Source organism: Staphylococcus sp. EG-SA-17 (assembly GCF_017151845.1).
Classification (GTDB): Bacteria; Bacillota; Bacilli; order Staphylococcales; family Staphylococcaceae; genus Staphylococcus; species Staphylococcus aureus.
The window spans coordinates 117,768-137,121 of record NZ_JACVZO010000001.1 but is presented as its reverse complement, the minus strand read 5'-3'; the positions used below and the strand labels follow the sequence as shown (position 1 = coordinate 137,121).

The 19,354-nt window shown below is 32.4% G+C and carries 17 protein-coding genes and 1 pseudogene; 5 read left to right on the top strand and 13 right to left on the bottom strand.

The window, feature by feature from the left end; all coding sequences use genetic code 11:
- Positions 1–216 precede the first annotated feature (216 nt).
- The 6 genes from IDG65_RS00700 to norA all read right to left on the bottom strand — a co-directional run bounded on the left by IDG65_RS00700 (position 217) and on the right by norA (position 6,683).
- Positions 217–2,175 carry a PTS fructose transporter subunit IIABC gene (locus IDG65_RS00700; protein WP_001266549.1) on the bottom strand — a complete coding sequence of 653 codons (1,959 nt, stop codon included), beginning with the start codon at positions 2,173–2,175 and terminating at the stop codon, positions 217–219.
- A gap of 5 nt (positions 2,176–2,180) precedes the next feature.
- On the bottom strand, positions 2,181–3,101 hold the full coding sequence (gene pfkB / locus IDG65_RS00695) for a 1-phosphofructokinase (protein WP_000640740.1): 921 nt from the start codon (positions 3,099–3,101) through the stop codon (positions 2,181–2,183).
- The gene (locus tag IDG65_RS00690) at positions 3,098–3,862 is read right to left on the bottom strand and encodes a DeoR/GlpR family DNA-binding transcription regulator (protein ID WP_001670289.1); all 765 of its coding nucleotides are present in this window, start codon (positions 3,860–3,862) and stop codon (positions 3,098–3,100) included. The genes pfkB and IDG65_RS00690 overlap by 4 nt, the downstream gene beginning before the upstream one ends.
- Before the next feature lie 249 nt (positions 3,863–4,111).
- Complete coding sequence (ybaK, locus tag IDG65_RS00685) at positions 4,112–4,594, bottom strand: Cys-tRNA(Pro) deacylase (protein WP_001107233.1); 483 nt, start codon at positions 4,592–4,594, stop codon at positions 4,112–4,114.
- A gap of 173 nt (positions 4,595–4,767) precedes the next feature.
- The gene (locus IDG65_RS00680; protein ID WP_000216727.1) at positions 4,768–5,220 is read right to left on the bottom strand and encodes a hypothetical protein; all 453 of its coding nucleotides are present in this window, start codon (positions 5,218–5,220) and stop codon (positions 4,768–4,770) included.
- Between the two features lie 296 nt (positions 5,221–5,516).
- Positions 5,517–6,683: a multidrug efflux MFS transporter NorA gene (norA, locus tag IDG65_RS00675; protein ID WP_001041282.1), complete on the bottom strand. Its 1,167-nt coding sequence runs from the start codon at positions 6,681–6,683 to the stop codon at positions 5,517–5,519.
- A gap of 208 nt (positions 6,684–6,891) precedes the next feature.
- Here norA and IDG65_RS00670 point away from each other — a divergent pair, with 208 nt between their 5' ends.
- The 3 genes from IDG65_RS00670 to IDG65_RS00660 all read left to right on the top strand — a co-directional run bounded on the left by IDG65_RS00670 (position 6,892) and on the right by IDG65_RS00660 (position 8,398).
- The gene (locus IDG65_RS00670; RefSeq protein WP_000776012.1) at positions 6,892–7,314 is read left to right on the top strand and encodes a PPC domain-containing DNA-binding protein; all 423 of its coding nucleotides are present in this window, start codon (positions 6,892–6,894) and stop codon (positions 7,312–7,314) included.
- Between the two features lie 185 nt (positions 7,315–7,499).
- The gene (locus IDG65_RS00665; RefSeq protein WP_001191874.1) at positions 7,500–8,117 is read left to right on the top strand and encodes a DUF1361 domain-containing protein; all 618 of its coding nucleotides are present in this window, start codon (positions 7,500–7,502) and stop codon (positions 8,115–8,117) included.
- Positions 8,114–8,398: a hypothetical protein gene (locus IDG65_RS00660; protein WP_000154465.1), complete on the top strand. Its 285-nt coding sequence runs from the start codon at positions 8,114–8,116 to the stop codon at positions 8,396–8,398. Before IDG65_RS00665 ends, IDG65_RS00660 begins: the two co-directional genes overlap by 4 nt.
- Before the next feature lie 154 nt (positions 8,399–8,552).
- Here IDG65_RS00660 and IDG65_RS00655 read toward each other — a convergent pair.
- The 5 genes and pseudogenes from IDG65_RS00655 to IDG65_RS00635 all read right to left on the bottom strand — a co-directional run bounded on the left by IDG65_RS00655 (position 8,553) and on the right by IDG65_RS00635 (position 14,107).
- Positions 8,553–9,926 (bottom strand): annotated as a pseudogene (locus IDG65_RS00655) (cryptochrome/photolyase family protein).
- Positions 9,927–10,011: 85 nt separating this feature from the next.
- Positions 10,012–11,565: an SLC13 family permease gene (locus IDG65_RS00650; protein WP_001288058.1), complete on the bottom strand. Its 1,554-nt coding sequence runs from the start codon at positions 11,563–11,565 to the stop codon at positions 10,012–10,014.
- Positions 11,566–11,847: 282 nt separating this feature from the next.
- Positions 11,848–12,135, bottom strand: a complete 288-nt coding sequence (locus IDG65_RS00645) for a hypothetical protein (RefSeq protein ID WP_000180416.1) — start codon at positions 12,133–12,135, stop codon at positions 11,848–11,850.
- Between the two features lie 34 nt (positions 12,136–12,169).
- The gene (locus IDG65_RS00640) at positions 12,170–13,078 is read right to left on the bottom strand and encodes an aldo/keto reductase (RefSeq protein WP_000435107.1); all 909 of its coding nucleotides are present in this window, start codon (positions 13,076–13,078) and stop codon (positions 12,170–12,172) included.
- A 102-nt stretch (positions 13,079–13,180) separates the two neighbouring features.
- Entirely contained in the window at positions 13,181–14,107 is a 927-nt protein-coding gene (locus IDG65_RS00635; protein ID WP_000794422.1) for a CobW family GTP-binding protein, read from the bottom strand.
- Between the two features lie 226 nt (positions 14,108–14,333).
- Between IDG65_RS00635 and mgrA the strand changes: the two genes are divergently transcribed.
- Positions 14,334–14,777, top strand: coding sequence for a global transcriptional regulator MgrA (mgrA, locus tag IDG65_RS00630; RefSeq protein ID WP_001283444.1), 444 nt, complete (start codon positions 14,334–14,336; stop codon positions 14,775–14,777).
- 126 nt (positions 14,778–14,903) lie between these two features.
- Here the strand turns inward: mgrA and IDG65_RS00625 are convergent, their stop codons facing one another.
- Both IDG65_RS00625 and IDG65_RS00620 read right to left on the bottom strand, forming a co-directional pair.
- Positions 14,904–16,577: an amino acid ABC transporter ATP-binding/permease protein gene (locus IDG65_RS00625; RefSeq protein ID WP_000857621.1), complete on the bottom strand. Its 1,674-nt coding sequence runs from the start codon at positions 16,575–16,577 to the stop codon at positions 14,904–14,906.
- The gene (locus tag IDG65_RS00620) at positions 16,574–18,205 is read right to left on the bottom strand and encodes an ABC transporter ATP-binding protein/permease (RefSeq protein ID WP_000737172.1); all 1,632 of its coding nucleotides are present in this window, start codon (positions 18,203–18,205) and stop codon (positions 16,574–16,576) included. The genes IDG65_RS00625 and IDG65_RS00620 overlap by 4 nt, the downstream gene beginning before the upstream one ends.
- A gap of 218 nt (positions 18,206–18,423) precedes the next feature.
- Here IDG65_RS00620 and IDG65_RS00615 point away from each other — a divergent pair, with 218 nt between their 5' ends.
- A complete protein-coding gene (locus tag IDG65_RS00615) occupies positions 18,424–19,299 on the top strand; it encodes an undecaprenyl-diphosphate phosphatase (protein WP_000469893.1) in 876 nt (291 codons plus the stop codon).
- The last annotated feature ends 55 nt before the right edge of the window (positions 19,300–19,354 follow it).

Below are 19,354 nucleotides of genomic sequence, written 5' to 3'. Positions count from 1 at the left end.
TAAAAAAGTCTATACATTTGTGGTGTCTATTTCTTCATTCATTTATCTAAAAATAAAAACACCTTCATATCAATTCATAAAAACTGAATTAATAGAAAGTGTTTTTACAGCTTTATATAAACTACCGTTAACACGATAAATAAAACTAACATATATTCATTGAACATACAACTTAATATGAAGCTCTTTGCTAACAATCATTTTAAATCATTAAAACTATTCGTCCATTGATTTTGAAGCTTCGATTTCTGTTTCAGTTAACTTTGGTTTAATAAGTCCATAAATTAGCGCTGAAACTAATGTACCTACTACAAGTGCAATAAGTGTTTGCAGTAAATGTGCACCATCCGTACCGACAATTACGATAATACCACCGTGTGGCGCAGTAATTCGAGAACCTAAACCTAAAGCGATTGCGCCACCTATACCTGACCCAATCATCATTGAAGGGATAACACGTAATGGATCGGCAGCCGCGAATGGGATCGCACCTTCTGTAATAAAGGACATACCCATCACATAGTTAGGGATAATTGAACCACGTTGTTCTTTTGTAAATTTACGTCTGAAAATTAACATCGCTGTCGCAATTGCTAACGGTGGAATCATACCACCAATCATTGCAGCTGTAATTGGTGCTGCATTACCTTCAATCAACGCACCTGTTGCAAAAACATATGCCGCTTTGTTGAATGGACCACCCATATCAATCGCCATCATAGCGCCAATAACTAAACCTAATAATACAATATTAGAACCTGATAAATTGTTTAATCCATCTAATAACAAATGATTTAACCAAGATGCTGGTGGATTAAAGACATAAATCATCAATAATCCTGTAGCTGTCACTGTTAATAGTGGGTAAATTAATGTCGGCTTTAATCCCTCTAATGCTTGTGGTAACTTACGTGTCATGGCTTTAACACCTTGTGTTAAGTAACCTGCTAAGAAACCTGCAATAATACCACCAATAAATCCTGAACCACCTGAAATTGCTAACATACCACCTACAAGACCTGACGCGAATCCAGGTTTATCTGCAATACTACGTGCAATGAAACCAGATAAAATTGGGATAATTAATGCGAATGCACTTTTACTACCGATATTCCAAAGTTGTTCTGCAAACGCGTTATAATCTGAACTTTTCGGATCAAATGAGTTTGCACCAAATAAAAACACGATTGCCATTAAAATACCACCAGATATTACAAGTGGTAGCATGTTAGAAACACCGTTCATTAAGTGTTTATAGAATGCTTTACCTGGGCTTAATTTTTCTTGGTTGTCATTTGAATGACCTTTTCTGTTACCATCACGAGCAACAAAAGGTTTACGACTTGTATCTAATGCTTTATTAATTAATTCTTCTGGTCGTTTAATACCGTCTGCGACTGGTACTTCTACGACATTTTTACCATCAAATCGATCCGTCTCAACATGAACATCTGCAGCAACAATGATACCTGTTGCATTTTCAATATCTTGTTCAGTTAAATGGTTTTTAATACCGCTTGAACCATTCGTTTCTACTTTAATTTTAATACCCATCTTATCCGCTTGCTTTTTCAATGCATCACGTGCCATATATGTGTGTGCAATACCTGTTGGACAAGCAGTTACAGCTAATACATATGGCTCATTAGATTGTTTAGATGATTGTTCTGCAGCTGCAACTTGTTGTGCTTCAGCTTCTGCCTCTTCTTCTTTTGTCGCTTCATCATCAGCATGATCAATAATTGCTAACACTTCTTCTGGAGACGATGCATGTAATAATTTCTCACGAACATTTTCATCCATTAAAATACCAGATAGTTTAGCTAAAGCATCTAAATGTGTTTGGGCACCACCTTCTGACGCTGCAATCATAAAGAATAAGTGTGCTGGTTGCATATCCAAACTTTGATAATCTACGCCTGCTTTAGATTTACCAAATGCAATAGCTGGTGACTTAACTGCTGCCACTTTGGCATGTGGAATAGCAATACCTTCACCGATACCAGTTGTACTTTGTGATTCTCGATTGTGAATCGCTTCCTTAAATGACGCGACATCACTTAATTTACCTGCTTTGTCTAATTGATTTACTAACTCATCAATAACACCATTTTTGTCATTTGCCATTAAATCCATTGCTATCGTATCTTTTGTTAATAACTCTGTTACTCTCATTATTTTCACTCCCCATCAAGTACGCTAATCGTAACTTGTGATTTTATTTTTTCTATAGCGTCCCGTGTTGCTAAGTCCTCATCAAATGCCGTGGCAGTACCGCATGCAACTGCTTGTTGGAATGCTTTTTCAATCGTTAAACCTGAAGCAATTCCAGCCACCATGCCTGCAACTGTACTATCACCAGAGCCAACTGTATTAACCACTTTCCCTTGTGGATTAACTGCTTTAATACTGATTTCTTTATCAATATAAATAGCACCATCACCGCCAAGTGAGACAATAACAGATTGCGCACCTTTATCAACTAACAAACGACCATATTTAATAACATCTGCGTCTGAGTTCACTGTTGTATTAAACATCACTTCTAATTCATCTTTATTAGGTTTAATAAATAGTGGATGATATGGTAAAACGCTTTCAGCCAATTCTTTTTCAGCGTCGACTACTAATTTAGCACCTGTCTGTGCTGTAATTTGTGCAATTTGCGCATACGCATCGCTTGGAATACTACTTGGTACACTTCCAGCAACAATAACTATATCTTCGCTTGTTGTATTTTTAATTTGTTGTAACAGTTGTTCAAATTGTGTTGACGTTATATGAGGACCAGGTGCATTGATTTCTGTTTCTTGTCCTGTTTTTAATTTCACATTAATACGTGTATCTTCATCAACTTCAATAAAATTCGATTGAATTGCACTGTTATTTAATGTATCTATAATGAATTTCCCAGGAAATCCACCTGCAAATCCCAAGGCAGTTGACTCAACATCCAATGTCTTTAAAACACGTGAGACATTAATACCTTTTCCCCCAGCGAATTTATATGTTGCTGTTGCTCTATTCAAACCATCAATTTTAAAATCATTCGTAAAAATGACATAGTCAATTGAAGGATTGAAAGTCACTGTATAAATCATAAAGTCCCTCCTATAAAGTGATACTTTTGTTGGTATTCTTTTAACGATTCTTGATTTAATGCTTTTTCAGATGTGATGACGGTCGTACTTTCTAGCAAAGGTACACGAGCAAAATATACTTTATTAAACTTAGAATGATCTATAAGTACAAATGATTGATTGGCTAATGACATTGCTGTTTGTTTAACTAATGCCTCTTGCTCATCGGGAGTAGTTAATCCAAGTTCAATATCTAATCCATTCATCCCGATAAAAGCTTTATCGAAACAATATCGTCTTAATATCTCCATGGCACTTGAACCAATCGTAGCAAGTGTATTTTCTTTAACTTGACCACCTAGCATAATTGTTTTAATACCTTTTTTAAGTAAAGCTTCTACATGTGTTAAACCATTGGTTACCACAATGATATCTTTCGCTTGAATATATTTAATTAGCTCCAATGTAGATGAACCAGCATCGATAAATAAGCATTCATTATCGTTGATTTGATTAGCTGCTATTTTAGCAATCATTTTCTTTTCATCGAGATTAGTTGCTAATTTTTCAGTTAAATTCGCCTCAACCATACGATTTTCTTTTAACATTGCACCACCATGCACACGTTGCAATTTCCCTAATTGTTGTAGTTTAGATAAATCTCTTCGTATTGTTGAAGCACTGCAGCCAGTTCGATCTATTAATTCTTGTAAAGTCAAAAAATCTTTGTGCGAAAGTTCTTCTAATATTAACTCGTGTCTTTTTTCTGTAATTATCATCATCACCCCATCTCACTCTGTATTATAATGAGTACGCTTTCACTTTTCAATCATAAATTACCAAAAACAATCAAAAACAACCAAATTGTGACGATAAAATTAGATTTTTATATTCAAATACTCATTTGTAATGACTGTTTATGATCGTAATATGCTAATTCAATCAAAAAGGAGTGTGGCAGAAATGAATTTTATAAAAATTTCATCTCTGTCACACTCCTAATCTTGCCCCATACTTTTTGTTGTTATTAATCATTCATGGATAACTTCTCCAATTTTGCCTTTAGTTATTGCAATCAAATCCTCAACAGCTATTGTGATTTGCATTGTTCGAAGCCCACCACTCACACTGATATGACTATAATTTTCACAGGATTTGTCAACGACTGTTGGAAACAATGTTTTCATACCAACAGGCGAACACCCACCACGAATGTATCCCGTTACATTTTTCAAATTATCTAAAGGCATAAGCTGCAATTTCTTCTCTCCAACCAAAGCAGCTGCCTTTTTCATATCTAAAGTTTCACTTACTGGGATAACAAATACAAAATGTTCATGTTTTGTATTTTCTAGAACAAGCGTTTTAAATACTGTTTTAACATTTGCTTGTATGAGTTCTGCGACTTCTACACCCGATAAATGTTCTTCTGGTACCTCAAAGCTATGAACATCGTATTTAATTTTTGCACGATCAAGCATACGCATCGCGTTCGTTTTCTTATTTTTAGCCATTTCAACACCTCATTTATACTTCTTCAGAACTATATTAACATTTTAAAATACATTACGGATTGGTTGATTTTGACATAACATTTACATCATTTAATAAGTTGAGTTCACCTTTTCAAATTAAATTATTGCAAAATAAAAACAGTATATCCAATTAGAATACACTGTTCCATCTATTATTTCGTTATTATGCCTTGATTTGAAATACTTACATGTTGCTTACTAGTTGAATTATCATTGGAATACACATAATTATATCCATGATTTGTCTTAGAAATTCTTTCTAAACCATAATTATCATTGATATGCTTATCTGCATAACGATCAGCAATAACTTGGCACTCTTGTTCGTTAAAAGAATTTGATTTATTTGCATTCACACGATGCTTAAAATGATTTTGCTTTTTCACATTTTCATTCACTTCAGATGCTTTAGCAGTATGAATATTGAGAATATCCATTTTCTTTTTATAAGTATCTTCAGTTGATACATTTATCGCGTTAAGTGTATTAATCGTTTTATGTACCTTAGCAAGCGCATCTTCATTTGTTGCTAATATTAATAAACCAATTAAACAAACGGTTAATATTACAGCAACAAAGCCTAAAAATAAATTTTTTACTGTCATCCCCTTACCCACATTTCCTTACTCATTTTTTATCATCTTAACACATTAATGTTAATGAATTAGGTATGTGGATTGCAATTTAAAAAGAATGTAATATTTGTAACATGTTTATTACTCAAAATCATTTTTTGTTACATATAACATTTAAATATAAAGACTAAAACATTTAAAAGTTTTTAATCTTTATAAATGTAAAGCATCGACTTTTCTTCACTATAATTGTAAGAAAATCGATGCTTATTTTGAAATGCTTTAGTTGTCGAAATACATTAATCGAATGACAACCATGTGCGATATTACAAATCTTGTTGTTTTAACTTAGCTCTATGTTGCTTTTCAATTAAAACAATAACAACACCTGCTAATGACACACCTATAGCCATATAAATTGGTGCTTCAATGTGTACATCAAATAACGCACCTGCGATTAAAGGACCTATGAAATTACCCATACTAGTGAATGTCGAGTTTAACCCACCTGCAAATCCCTGTCTATCACCAGCAATATTTGAGAAATAATTTGTAATAGCAGGTCTTATCATATCGAACCCGATAAAGACAACAAAGCTAATTACCATAATTGTCCAGTAACCATCGGCAATAACTAATAGCACTAATACAATAACTGAATATATTAATGACCATGCAATAAATGTTAACTCAGAGAAGTATTTCATAAATTTATCAAAGAAATAAATTTGGAAAAGTGCACCAAAGATACCGCCACCTGTAATTGCAATCGAAATATCTTTAGGTGAATAATTTACTTTATACGATGTATATAAAGAATACAGTGTTTCAAATGCCGATAAACCGAACGCTAAGACGAGCGTTAAAATTGCTGGCGTAATAAAGACTTTCCAATCAATTTTCGTTAACAATTGGGGCTCAAGTTTTTGGAAACCACTTGTCGTAGACTTTTTCGGATCATGAATCAATACAACTGACATTATGAAAGCTAAAATGCCTAATGCACCTGCAAAATAAAATGGCATACGATGTGAAACTTCTGCCATAAATCCACCAATCCCTGGTCCTAAAATGAATCCAGAATTGATAATCGCTGACATGTAGCCAAAGTTTTTTGCTTTTTGATGGCTTGGTGAAACATCTGCAATCAAACCTGTCACACCAGGCATTACCATACCAGCACTCATACCACCAATCACTCTCGATAACATCAATACCGAAAAATTGTGGCCAACTGCAAACATAAATTCTGACACTGAGAATAAAATTAACCCTATACATATAATTAATTTCTTCCCTAATTTGTCAGCTAGCGTACCACCAAACGGCGATATAATCATTTGAGATAACGCAAAAGCAGCAACTAGTAATCCTAAATCACTACCAGTTAATCCCAAATCTTTTAAATAAACAGGCAAGACTGGTATTACTAAACCGATACCTAAAAAAATCAAGAAAATATTAAAATATAAGACAAAAATCTGTTTATTCATATGCTCACCTCTTTTTTCTCCATGTCATGCTTAAAGCTGTTATTCTTCTTTTCCACGACAGATTGCAATTCATGCTAAATATTCGTAAAAAGTTTCTATATTGTATTACAATATTGCTACATTTGACAATATTTTTTCTTTGTAATTATCACTATTTTCCATTTAATTGTATAATTAATGACATATTAAAATAAAGGGGATTGATCATATGAAATTGCAAAAAAGTAATCATACTATACTACTAGTGTTAGAAAAAGGCGAAGATATCGTTGAATGTATAACAAACTTTGCAGATGACCAAGACTTAACATTTACATCTGTCAGCGGCATTGGTGCGTGTGATGACGTCGTTTTAAAATTTTTCAATTTAACAACGAAACAATACGAAGAAAAACATATTACTGAGCCACTGGAATTGACGAGCTTATTAGGTAATATTTCTCGTCTAGAAAATGGTCATTTTGCACATTTGCATGCTACTTTCGGTACTCAATCATATGAAACTTTTAGCGGACATCTCGCTAAAGCAATTGTTTCTGCAACTGCTGAAATCATTCTTACTGTAACTGATTTGGACATTCAACGTTCATTCAAAGATGCAGTCGGTTTAAATTTACTTGATCCTCAATAGCACTTTACTTTTTAGTTGAATCAAATTTTATTACAAGTTATCATAAGTGCTTAATCATAAATGCATTCTCGTTTATTAATATACTTCAACGAGTTAAATTAAATTTTTAATTAGGAATTGAATGCGTTTATAACTATCACATTTGAATGAATAACTTTTTCATTAGAAAGTAGTGTTTATTATTGATGCAATCTCGATACATCGCTAGAATTTACTTTTTAATTTTATTTATCGTCTCCCTTTTTGAGACTAAAATTTTTCAATTTATGACTTTAAATTTGTTTTTAGCATATATACCTTTTGAGCTTAGTCTATTATTACGATTATTCAAACCGAATAAAAAGTATGAATGGCCACTATTTATCATATATAGTTTTATATTTGTGTTACTTTTACCAAATACATTTTATATGGTAACTGATTTAATCCATTTGAACCAATTTCAATTCAACTTTTACGCAGGACTAAATTTAAGTGAGTGGAAATACTTTACCTATTTACTGCTTGGTGTCTTCTTAGCGGTTTATGTGATGATTTTAATCTATTTTGAAATACTAACATTGACTTCTCACCGTTGGCTTAATAGATTAATTGTTGTCGTGCTAATGTTTTTAAATGGATTCGGAATTTATATTGGTCGTTTCTTACGCTTACATTCCGTTTATTTCTTTAATGAGCCCTTACATGTTCTAAATCACATTCTAGAAAGTCTAACGCTTAAAACTGCTATGTTTGTATGTTTTATGGTTGTCATGCAAGCAGCAATTCTATTATTTGGAAAAGGAGTGCGTTTGAACAAGTGACAATAAATATAATCGTTTTAATAGTATCTATCATTGTCTTTCAATTGATTATTGGACACATATGGCATGATATTGGTTTAAGTTATTTAAGAAGTATCTTACTCATGATGCTGCCATTTGGACTAGGTGTATTTATACAACAAGTGTCGTATTACGAACGACAATATCCTAAATGGCAAGTGCCTCAAAACATAAAAGTTAGATTGAAATATATTTATCTCGCTACGTTTTTAGAGTATGTCGTACTATACCTCACTTTATTTACAGACATACTAAGATAACATCAAATTAATAAGAAAACTAAATACAACTTATATATTTGAGGAAAGCCAATTTCTATCACATCAATAATAGAAATTGGCTTATTTATATTGCTTAAGAACTTTATATTCTGCTCCAGATTTTACTCATGCCAGATCTATCAATTGAGCCGAATTAGTCTAGCGCTTTAAATGTAGCTAAAACTTGTGTACGTTTTTCTTGATGATCTACCATTTGTCTTGGATAATGACTACCTAATTCAATCCCCTGTTCAAAAAGGTTGGACTCATTGCGTTGTGTATCATGCAAATATTTTGCATCAATTTGATTAAAAATCGGAAGATATGTTTTGATATACAAAGCTTTAGCATCAAAGCGTTCACTCTGTCTTATTGGATTAAACATTCTAAAATACGGCACTGCATCCGTACCTGTAGAAGCAGACCATTGTCATCCATGAATATTTGATGCTGCATCATAGTCAATAAGGTGCTTTCTAAAGAATTTTTCTCCCCATGTCCAATCTATAAATAAATCTTTGGTTAAAAATTGCGACACAACCATTCTCATTCGATTATGCATAAAACCAGTTTGTGTCAATTCCATTATTGCTGCATCAATGATTGGAAATCCTGTTTGCCCTTCGCACCATGCATTAAAATTCGCTTCATTTTGCGACCATTTTATCTGTCGATATTTAGGTTTGAAAGCTTGGTATGAGGTTTCAGGATACTGTGTCATTAACACATAATAAAATTCTCTAAAAATGAGTTCACGTATAAATGCTTCATAGTTTGCCTCATCTTCATCATAACGCGCCAATAAATCATTAAAAATTTCAATAATATCTAATAATCCATATGCTAAAGCAACACTTAGCTGACTTGTTAACACTTCAGGTAAATAGTCTCTTCCGCTTTCGTAATTCTGTATATCTTGATCTAAAAAATGTTGCCATTTATTCTGTTCAATTATTTGTGAGGATCCAAATGTTATGTCATCAAACACTAAATCATCAGGTGATGCAATGACGAAGTCTTCGAATGATTTTAAATCATAGTGATATACGTCTCTATGCCTCAAGTAAGGTCGCCATTTTTTATAGAAACTAGTAAAAACTTTGTATGGCTCCCCTTGTTGATTCATTGTTTTACTCGCTTTAAAGTAATGATTCCCACGTATTAAAGTAACGGCAATACGTGCTTCATTGAATAAAGAACGTTGATGTAAAATATCATATTCTTCAAGATGATAACTCATAATATCACCCGCAATCACTACTTCAGATATATTGTTTTCTTTACAAAATGAAATGATATCGTCATAAGACATGACATAAGGTGTGAGCTTTTCTGCGTGCAACGATTGGTAAAAGCGCTGCAAAGTACCGCGATAAAACTGTGCTTTCAAATCAGAAGCTGAAGACATGTCCTCTTCCGGAATGATAAAATAACATGCATCAATGTCTTCTTTTTGTTGATAAATATATTCAAATAATGGATTGTGTTCCATTCGAAACATTCGATTTAATAACACAGCAATTGCCATAAACAAAACACCCTTCAATTATCTTTTTATTTTATTAAGCTTTTTGTCACTTTAAAATAACCTAGATTCTTAATTATATTTTTAATTAAAGCAAACCTAACCATTTCCAATAAGTCATACTAAAAACTATCACTAGAATATACCCTACAATTGTCAATGGTATACCTGCCTTCAAGAAATCTTTAACCGTAAAAGTACCAGTGCCATAAGCCAACATATTTTGAGGTGCACTAACCGGTAATAAGAACCCAAAGCTAATAACAAATTGTTGAATTAAAACAAATCCTATAGACTGGTCTCCTAAGTGTAACGTAGAGGTTAGCGAAATAAAAACAGGTATTAAGGCTGATGATAAACTTGTTGCACTCGCAAAGCCCAAATGAATCAATATATTAAAAAGCGTGATAAGTGCAATTGTCGCGATAATAGGTAAATGTTTTAAACCTAAAACACCAAAAGTTTGATCACTTAACCATTGAGCTGCACCTGTTTTCAAAAGAACGTTACCTAATGAAATACCTACACCAAACACGATAATTGTTCCCCATGGTATTTTATTTTCAACATGTTTCCATGTCATGACACCAATTTTCGGCATTAACATAACACCTAAAGCAATAATAGTAATGGATGCAGAGTCAATCGGATGTAATACTTTTTCAGTTGACCAAAACAGTAATAATAACATGGATATAACAATTAAACGCCATTCACGTGCGCTAACGGGGCCAAGTTTATGCAATTCTTCTTTTATTAAATCTTTGCCACCTTCTATTGTATTGATTTCTGGAGGCATCACTTTAATCATGATGAAATATAAAGCTATGGACATAACTATGGACCAAGGCGCTGCATATAAGAACCACTCGCCCCATGAAACATCAAATCCTAATTGATGGTTTATAAAATTAATCGCTACGATATTTTGTGCTGCCGCCGTTTTGATACCAATATTCCAAATTGACACAGCTTGTACTGAGGTAATTATTAATAAAGACGCTAACTTGCTATCTTTGGAAACTTTAAATGCCGCAATCATACCCAGCAAGATTGGTACAACTGCCCCTGCTCTAGCTGTTGCAGAAGGAACGAAAAATGCAAGTACAATTGAAACAATAATTGCTCCAATAACTATATTTCTAGTTTTATTACCAACAATTGATAACACTAAAAGAGCTAGTCTTTTATGCAAATTCGTTTCTTGCATAGCAGCAGCCAAAAATAATGCGGCTGCAACGAGAGCTACAGCTGAAGTTGCAAATCCACTAAACGCTAATGTTAATGCATGATTAGTTCCTAGAAGGTCACTTCCAGCTAAAACAGCACTGCCACTTTTCGGATTACCTAGCTTCTCCCCTAAATTTTGAACCGGGCTAAATCCTAAAAGTAATATCATTAAGCCAATAATTAAAGTTGCTGACACCGGATATGATACAGCTTCCGTTACCCACATAATAACTGCAAAAGCTAAAATAGCTAGTACTGCCTTAGCCATTATTGGCAGACTTGAAGGTGCCGGGAGTAATAGTACAACTATAAGTATTATAAAACTCATGACAATCCAAAATGGCTTGTATTGCTTTTTTGTCTTTTCTTTCTTTTGTTGTTCATGTTCCACTACATGTTTTTCTTCTGACATAACAGTCACCCCTTTGTTTAATCTTAATTTAATTATAACAATTTTTTAAAACATACATTTTTAATTTATGCAAAATACACAATTTTATCGAAATATTTTGTAAATAATATTGCTAGGTGATGAGTTATCTCGGTTAATTACAAAACGATATCTAAGTTTAAATATTAGATCATAAAAAAACTATCTACTGAATATCCTCATAGCATCATTTTTCTAAGCAAAAGTTAAACTTAGTTAGATAAAATGCAAATGAGATTATTGTAGATAGTCTCTTTTTAATATTTAAAAATGATTAATGCCATAAACATAAATAATTCCAAAGAATGCCGCGCCACTAAGCACTGTTAATATAAGACTTAGTAACAATGTGCGTTTATAATGTTTAATAAATGCTATGAACAAAATGACTACATTATACGCAAAGAAAAGTCCGAATAATGTCATTGTTATTTTCAAATCAGAATAGAAAATATTTAATAGTAATACAATGACTGCATAAATTAAATACGGAATAACTATAAATTTGCGTTCAAATCTTAATTGTTCGAAACGTTTATCTTCGTTTGTCATGATATGCTCCTTTATGATTTAAAAGTAAATAAGTTTACGGAATATCTTGTCCGATAATAGCGGTGTAAATGTCAAACCACGACTGATCATCTAAATTAAGTTGTAGCCCTTCGATTGCTTGATCAATACGCTTTAACTGACTTGTTCCAAGTATCGGCATGATACGATGCGGTATTTTTACTAACCATGCTATCATCACAGCTGTGTCACTCACACCATATTTGTCAGCTATTGATTGAACAACTTTCATAATACGTTGCGCTTTAATATCTTCCTTGTCGAAAATTTTACCGCCTGCAAAAGGACTCCAAGCCATAATTTGAACATGGTTTTGATACATTGAATCCATTGTTCCATCTTGTAAACTATCAACGTGATATGGCGATAATTCTAATTGATTGATGCTAATATGTAGTCTTTCTTTCATAATATATTGATTTAACAATTGGTATTGTGAATGATTAAAATTCGACACCCCGAATGACTTCAACTTACCTTGTTTAACAAGTTTAGTTAATGCATCAGCAACTTGTTCTGGATCCATCAATGGTGAAGGACGATGAATGAGTAGACTATCTAAATAATCTACATTCAAATTGATTAATGACTGTTCAACAGATTTCACGATGTGCTTACTACTCAAATCATAACGATGTCCATTTGTAAAATCAAATTGCTTAGAAGGCAAAATGATACCACATTTCGTAACAATTTGAATTTTATTTCTTAATTCGGGTGATAAATCCAAAGCATTACCAAACAGTGATTCACATTGATAATCCCCATAAATATCAGCATGATCCATCGTGGTAATCCCACGTTCAACTAATTCATTTATAAAATAATTTAACTCTTTCGCAGTCATCTTCCATTCATTTGCACGCCAAAAACCTTGTACAAGCCTAGAAAAATGAACATAGTGATTAATCATTATTTGTTCCATATCTCATCCACTCCATCCCTCAATGTCACAAAATATTCACAATAAAAGTATTAAGAAATTAATGTGCTATTTCCGTTAAATTGAAACAACACATTTTCTGATTTACGTAAATTGTAGCATATCCAATTGATTACGTATGTGATTTGTATCTAAAGTTTCACCAATAATAACAATCGTTAATGGTAAGTGCATGCCAATTATTCCATAGTCTGGTAAACCATATGCATATTGAAATTCATAAATTGCATTTGGTTGATCTCTAAATGATACATAACCTTTCAAACGTAGAACAGATTCCGGTAATTTCATTATAAATTGATAAAACAATTGACGATCAATCGGACCTGTAAATGTGTAAGTCATACTTTTAATCCCATGATGATGGTGATGATGAGACGATATCTCTCTGTCTTTACCAGGTAAGTCCAATTCTTCCAACGAAACTTGTCCATAGGTTGTTTTATAAGTTGGAATACTTGCACAAATTATACTTAATTGCTTATCAATTTTTTCAAGACTGTCATCAGTTACAAGATCAATTTTATTAATAATAATCATGTCACTTAGTTTCAACTGATCTTCCATCAGCGAAACTGTATTTTCGGTATATTGATGACGTTCCAAAAATCGAGTCGCATCTAATACACCATAAATAATTGGTTTTTCAAAGAAATTAACGATTTGCGGATCTTGACATGCAACTAGTAATTCCAAAGAATGCGCAATGCCTGTCGCTTCTATGATGACATGATTAACGTCCCCTTTTAAAGCAATGGCTTTTAGTTCATAGACAAGTTCTTGTTTAAGATCGCAACAAACACAACCATTAATCAATGAATGGACTTCAATTTCATTTGAAATACTATTGCTATCAATATCAAAAGTACCGAATTCATTCATGATGATTTTAATTTTCTCATCATTTTTTAATAATTCACTAATATAATGTGTCAGTAACGTGGTTTTACCACTACCCAAAAATCCGTTAATTATGGATATTCTTATTTTTTCATCTTTATTATTTTTCATTTTATATTCTCTTTTCTATTACAGTTATTTTTAAAAATGATAACATATATATTAAATTATCTTTTTGCTTGATTTAATCAAAAATATCTTCTAAACTTTAAACATACTTTAATTTTAGCATGGCATTGAATCAAAGAAAGTTGTGAATTAATAAACAATCAACTTTTTAATGATTACCAATCCGAAAAGAGAAAAAAACGGATAGTATGTCTGGAGGAGAACTTTAATGTCTGATCAACATAATTTAAAAGAACAGCTATGCTTTAGTTTGTACAATGCTCAAAGACAAGTTAATCGCTACTACTCTAACAAAGTTTTTAAGAAGTACAATCTAACATACCCACAATTTCTTGTCTTAACAATTTTATGGGATGAATCTCCTGTAAACGTCAAGAAAGTCGTAACTGAATTAGCACTCGATACTGGTACAGTATCACCATTATTAAAACGAATGGAACAAGTAGACTTAATTAAGCGTGAACGTTCCGAAGTCGATCAACGTGAAGTATTTATTCACTTGACTGACAAAAGTGAAACTATTAGACCAGAATTAAGTAATGCATCTGACAAAGTCGCTTCAGCTTCTTCTTTATCTCAAGATGAAGTTAAAGAACTTAATCGCTTATTAGGTAAAGTCATTCATGCATTTGATGAAACAAAGGAAAAATAATTAACTTTTGTCATGACAATTAAAGTAATGTTTAGAATTTATTAAGAATAGAAAAACAATTAGCACGCGTAAGCTTGTTAGTTAAAAAACTGCTTGAAAGGTTTCTTAGCCTATCAAGCAGTTTTTTTATGCATTATATTGAATCATATTCCATAAAGCACCTTGATTAGCGAGTAATTGTTGATAGTTTCCCTTTTCAACTATTTTACCATTTATCATCACAATGATGGTCTCGAAACGTGACAATAAAGTTAAATCGTGTGTAGCAACAATTAATGTTTCTGCATGTGCTTCAATTAAATCCATAACTTTTAAACTATTTTGTTTATCTAATGCAGTTGTTGGTTCATCTAAAATCCATGTTGATACAGTATCTTTTAATAACATCCTCGCAATCGCTAAACGCTGAATTTCTCCGCCAGATAATGTATGACCATCTAAGTCAATTTGACGTTCTAGTGCCAAATGTTCTAAATCTAATTGCTTAAATATTGCTTGCACCGCTTCATCTTTTTCATCGGTAAATAAATTTTGACGTATTGTACCATCAAATAATTGTTGAGATTGTAGCAAGACATTTAACGATTCAAACTTATCTTTGTCATCTATTTCAAACATATCCATATTTTCGAAACGAATAGAGCCACTATCTAATTGATATAACCCAGCCATAATTTGTAGTAATGTACTTTTTCCTGAACCAGAAGGACCCACAATCGCAATCTTTTCGCCTCTATTAACATTAAAATTAATATCCGACAACACATACGTTTGCTGGTTCCAATACTTAAAACTAGCGTCCTTAACTTCATAAATGTTCGTTGCATCATACTTATCATTAAGACGGTTTTTTCCATTAGTAGAAGGTACAGATATCACTTCATTAATATCATGCAATGCTTGGTCAGTATCCGCTTTATAATACGCGACATTTGTCATTGGTACAGCTTGTTCAAATAAAGTTAAGACCATTAAAACTATACTCGTCATATAAATAATATTTAGTTGGCCTGCATTAATTTGAATTAATCCTAGAACTAAACTACCAAAAATCGAAAGCATAGCAATAATATTTAATATAAAATCATAAATCGTTAAAAAGCGTTGCTCTTTAAGTTGTAATTTATCAAAATGATTTAATTTAGCCATCAAATTATCTCGATAATGATTAATTTGATTAAATCGACGTAGTTCATCCATACCAGCTTTATAATCATAAAAATGATTTAAAAAACGGGCCTGTTCATTAGCTGCATGTTTCTTTAAAGTACGTGCTTTTTTTGAGCTTAACCAAGGAACAACGAGTAAAGTAAACAACATGCTAACCATAATCAATAGCGCATGGCTGATTGAAATGAACGCCAAAACTATTACTGTAACTAGCGCTGTCAAACCGATAACGACTGGTGGATAATAAACACGTAAATATATATTTTGTAATGCCTCAACACGACTAATCATACGTGAAATTAAATCACTAGAACTCAGTTTACGGTAAACATTAGGAATGACATTTACTAATTTACCGAAAAACTGTACCCGAATATCACGTAGCATTGTAAATGTAGCTTTATGAGAAATAAGACGCTCTACGTATCGAGTAATAGCTCTTAAAAACCCAAACAATTTTACTGTTACGACTAAAATCATCAGAGCGTATAGTGGCGCACCAAGTGCACTTTGTGTCACCATATAACCACTTAAGAAAAACATGGCGAGCGCAACTAAACTTCCACAAACACCAACAACTATAGCTAACAATAAATCCTTATCTACTTGAAATTTTAGTCGTGTTTTCATAAGTCATCACCATTTTCTGTTATATTTACTGAAATATTGCGATCATCAGCAATCAGTCTTCCATTTTCTATATACAAACGTCGTTGTAAATGGCGAATTGTATTATCTCTATGTGCAATGACAATCATCGTTGTATCTTTAAAATGTTGAAACAGAACGTTCTGAATCATGTGTTCTGTTTGAATATCTAAACCAGTTGCAGGCTCATCAAATATAACGAGATCTGGCTTCATAACTAAAAGACGGCAAAGTTCTATGCGTCTCATCTGTCCACCAGATAACATTTCGCCTCCTTCACCTATTATTGTGTTAATGCCTTGTGTGAAAGATTGCACTTTGTCTAATAAACCTACTTCGTCTAGCACTTCTTCAATAGTATTATTTTCTATATCTTTAAACATCGTAATATTCTCTTTTATAGAAGCACTGAAAATATATGGCTGTTGACTAAGTATTCCTATATTTAAATCACGCTTGTTTGTACTTATAGTACCTATTGTTGGCTGATAAACACCTGCAATAAGATGTGTCAAAGTGGATTTACCTGCCCCGCTTGGACCTACAAGTGCAATTTGATCACCTTTAAATATTTCCAAATTTAAATCATTTAATACCAATCTATCAGAATCATCATATCGAAATGATATGTCTGTTAACTGAATAAATGGCTTTTGATTTTCCTCATACTTTAATAGAAATTCATTATTATTGTTCGGTTGTTCTAAAAACTCAAACACAACGTCACTGGCACCTTCACTTTGTTTTCCAGTATGGAACGCTTGCCCTAAGTCCTTAATTGCATTATAAAATTCAGGCGCTAAAATAATCGCAATTGCCGCAGTTTTAAAATCAATATTATGAAATACTACTAAGCTTAGCGTTGCTTCCAATGCAACCAATCCAATACCTAACATACTTATAAATTCGAGCATTAATCCCGATAAAAAAGCACTGCGTAAAATGCGCATTGTTAAAGTTCTAAACTGAGTACTATCGTCGTAAATATGCTTCTCTGTTTGCTCTGTACGATTAAATAGCTTTAACGTCACTAAACCTTTAGCAATATTTAAAAACCGTTGACTAAATTGATTCAAATAAGTCATTTGATCTTTTGACTCATCTCGCGTTTTCAAACCGAAAATAATATAAAACAAAGGAATAAATGGTGCAGTTATTAACATAATTAATGCGGTATTGAAATGGATGAAAAACATTGCAATGATTATGATGAGCGGAACCATCATTGATTTGAACACTTGAGGCAAATAACTCTTATAAAAAGGTGCTAGACCATCAATGTTTTCTGTGAGTATAGTCATTTGTTCACCGATTGGATGACCATTATTTTTATAAATAACCCGCTGTCTAAGCATATGCTTAACTTTAAATGCTAATGTATCACCTAACCATTGATTTAGAAATTGCACAGTTGCTCTTAAAAGTAAAACACCTAATAAAATAAATAATACAATCCATAAACCTTGAAATTGATGTCTTATAATTTTAGCTAAAAAATCTGCTATTAAAATATTTTGCGTTATAACGAGTATGCCGAGACCAGTACTGACCATGAACATGAGTACCGGAAAAATTTTATATTGAAACAGTATTGTTGTTAATTTTTTCACAATTATATCACCTAAACCTATTATAAAAGGTTTTCCTTAAAATCAAATTAAATAGCTCAATAAAATATTGTAGTTTTACATGTAAAAGAAAATGAATATATACATCTTTAGTCTAGTATTATAACTATAACTAGCATGTCTTTAAATGAATATGCTATCATGATATGGTAATTTTGATATTTAAATAAATTAAATTGAGTAATGAAAGTGGGTACATTATGTTTATCATTGAATTAATAAAAGGTATTATCTTAGGGGTCGTCGAAGGATTAACAGAATTTGCACCTGTTTCCTCTACTGGACATATGATTCTAGTTGATGATATGTGGTTAAAATCATCTGAATTTTTAGGTTCTCAATCAGCATTTACATTTAAAATCGTCATCCAATTAGGATCCGTCTTTGCAGCAGCATGGGTATTCCGCGAACGCTTCTTAGAGATTTTACATATTGGTAAACACAAACATGTTGAAGGAGAAAACGATCAACAAAGACGTTCAAAGCCAAGACGTTTAAATTTATTACATGTATTAGTGGGTATGGTGCCAGCAGGTATTTTAGGCTTACTATTTGATGATTTCATCGAAGAACATTTATTTAGTGTGCCAACTGTTATGATTGGCTTATTCGTAGGTGCTATCTATATGATTATTGCTGATAAATACTCAGCTAAAGTTAAAAACCCACAAACAGTAGATCAAATCAATTATTTCCAAGCGTTTGTAATTGGTATCTCTCAAGCAGTAGCTATGTGGCCTGGTTTCAGCCGTTCAGGCTCAACAATTTCAACTGGGGTATTAATGAAATTAAATCATAAAGCTGCATCAGACTTCACATTTATTATGGCTGTTCCAATTATGTTAGCAGCTAGTGGTTTATCTTTATTAAAACATTATCAAGATATTCAGATTGCTGATATACCTTTTTATATTTTAGGCTTTTTAGCTGCATTTACTGTTGGACTAATTGCAATCAAAACATTCTTGCATCTAATTAACAAAATCAAACTAATTCCATTTGCCATTTACAGAATTGTATTAGTAATCTTTATTGCTATACTTTACTTCGGATTTGGCATTGGTAAAGGTATTTAATTTCCTTTTAAAATATAGACTGTCAATTAAGGAACCACTTGATTGGCAGTTTTTA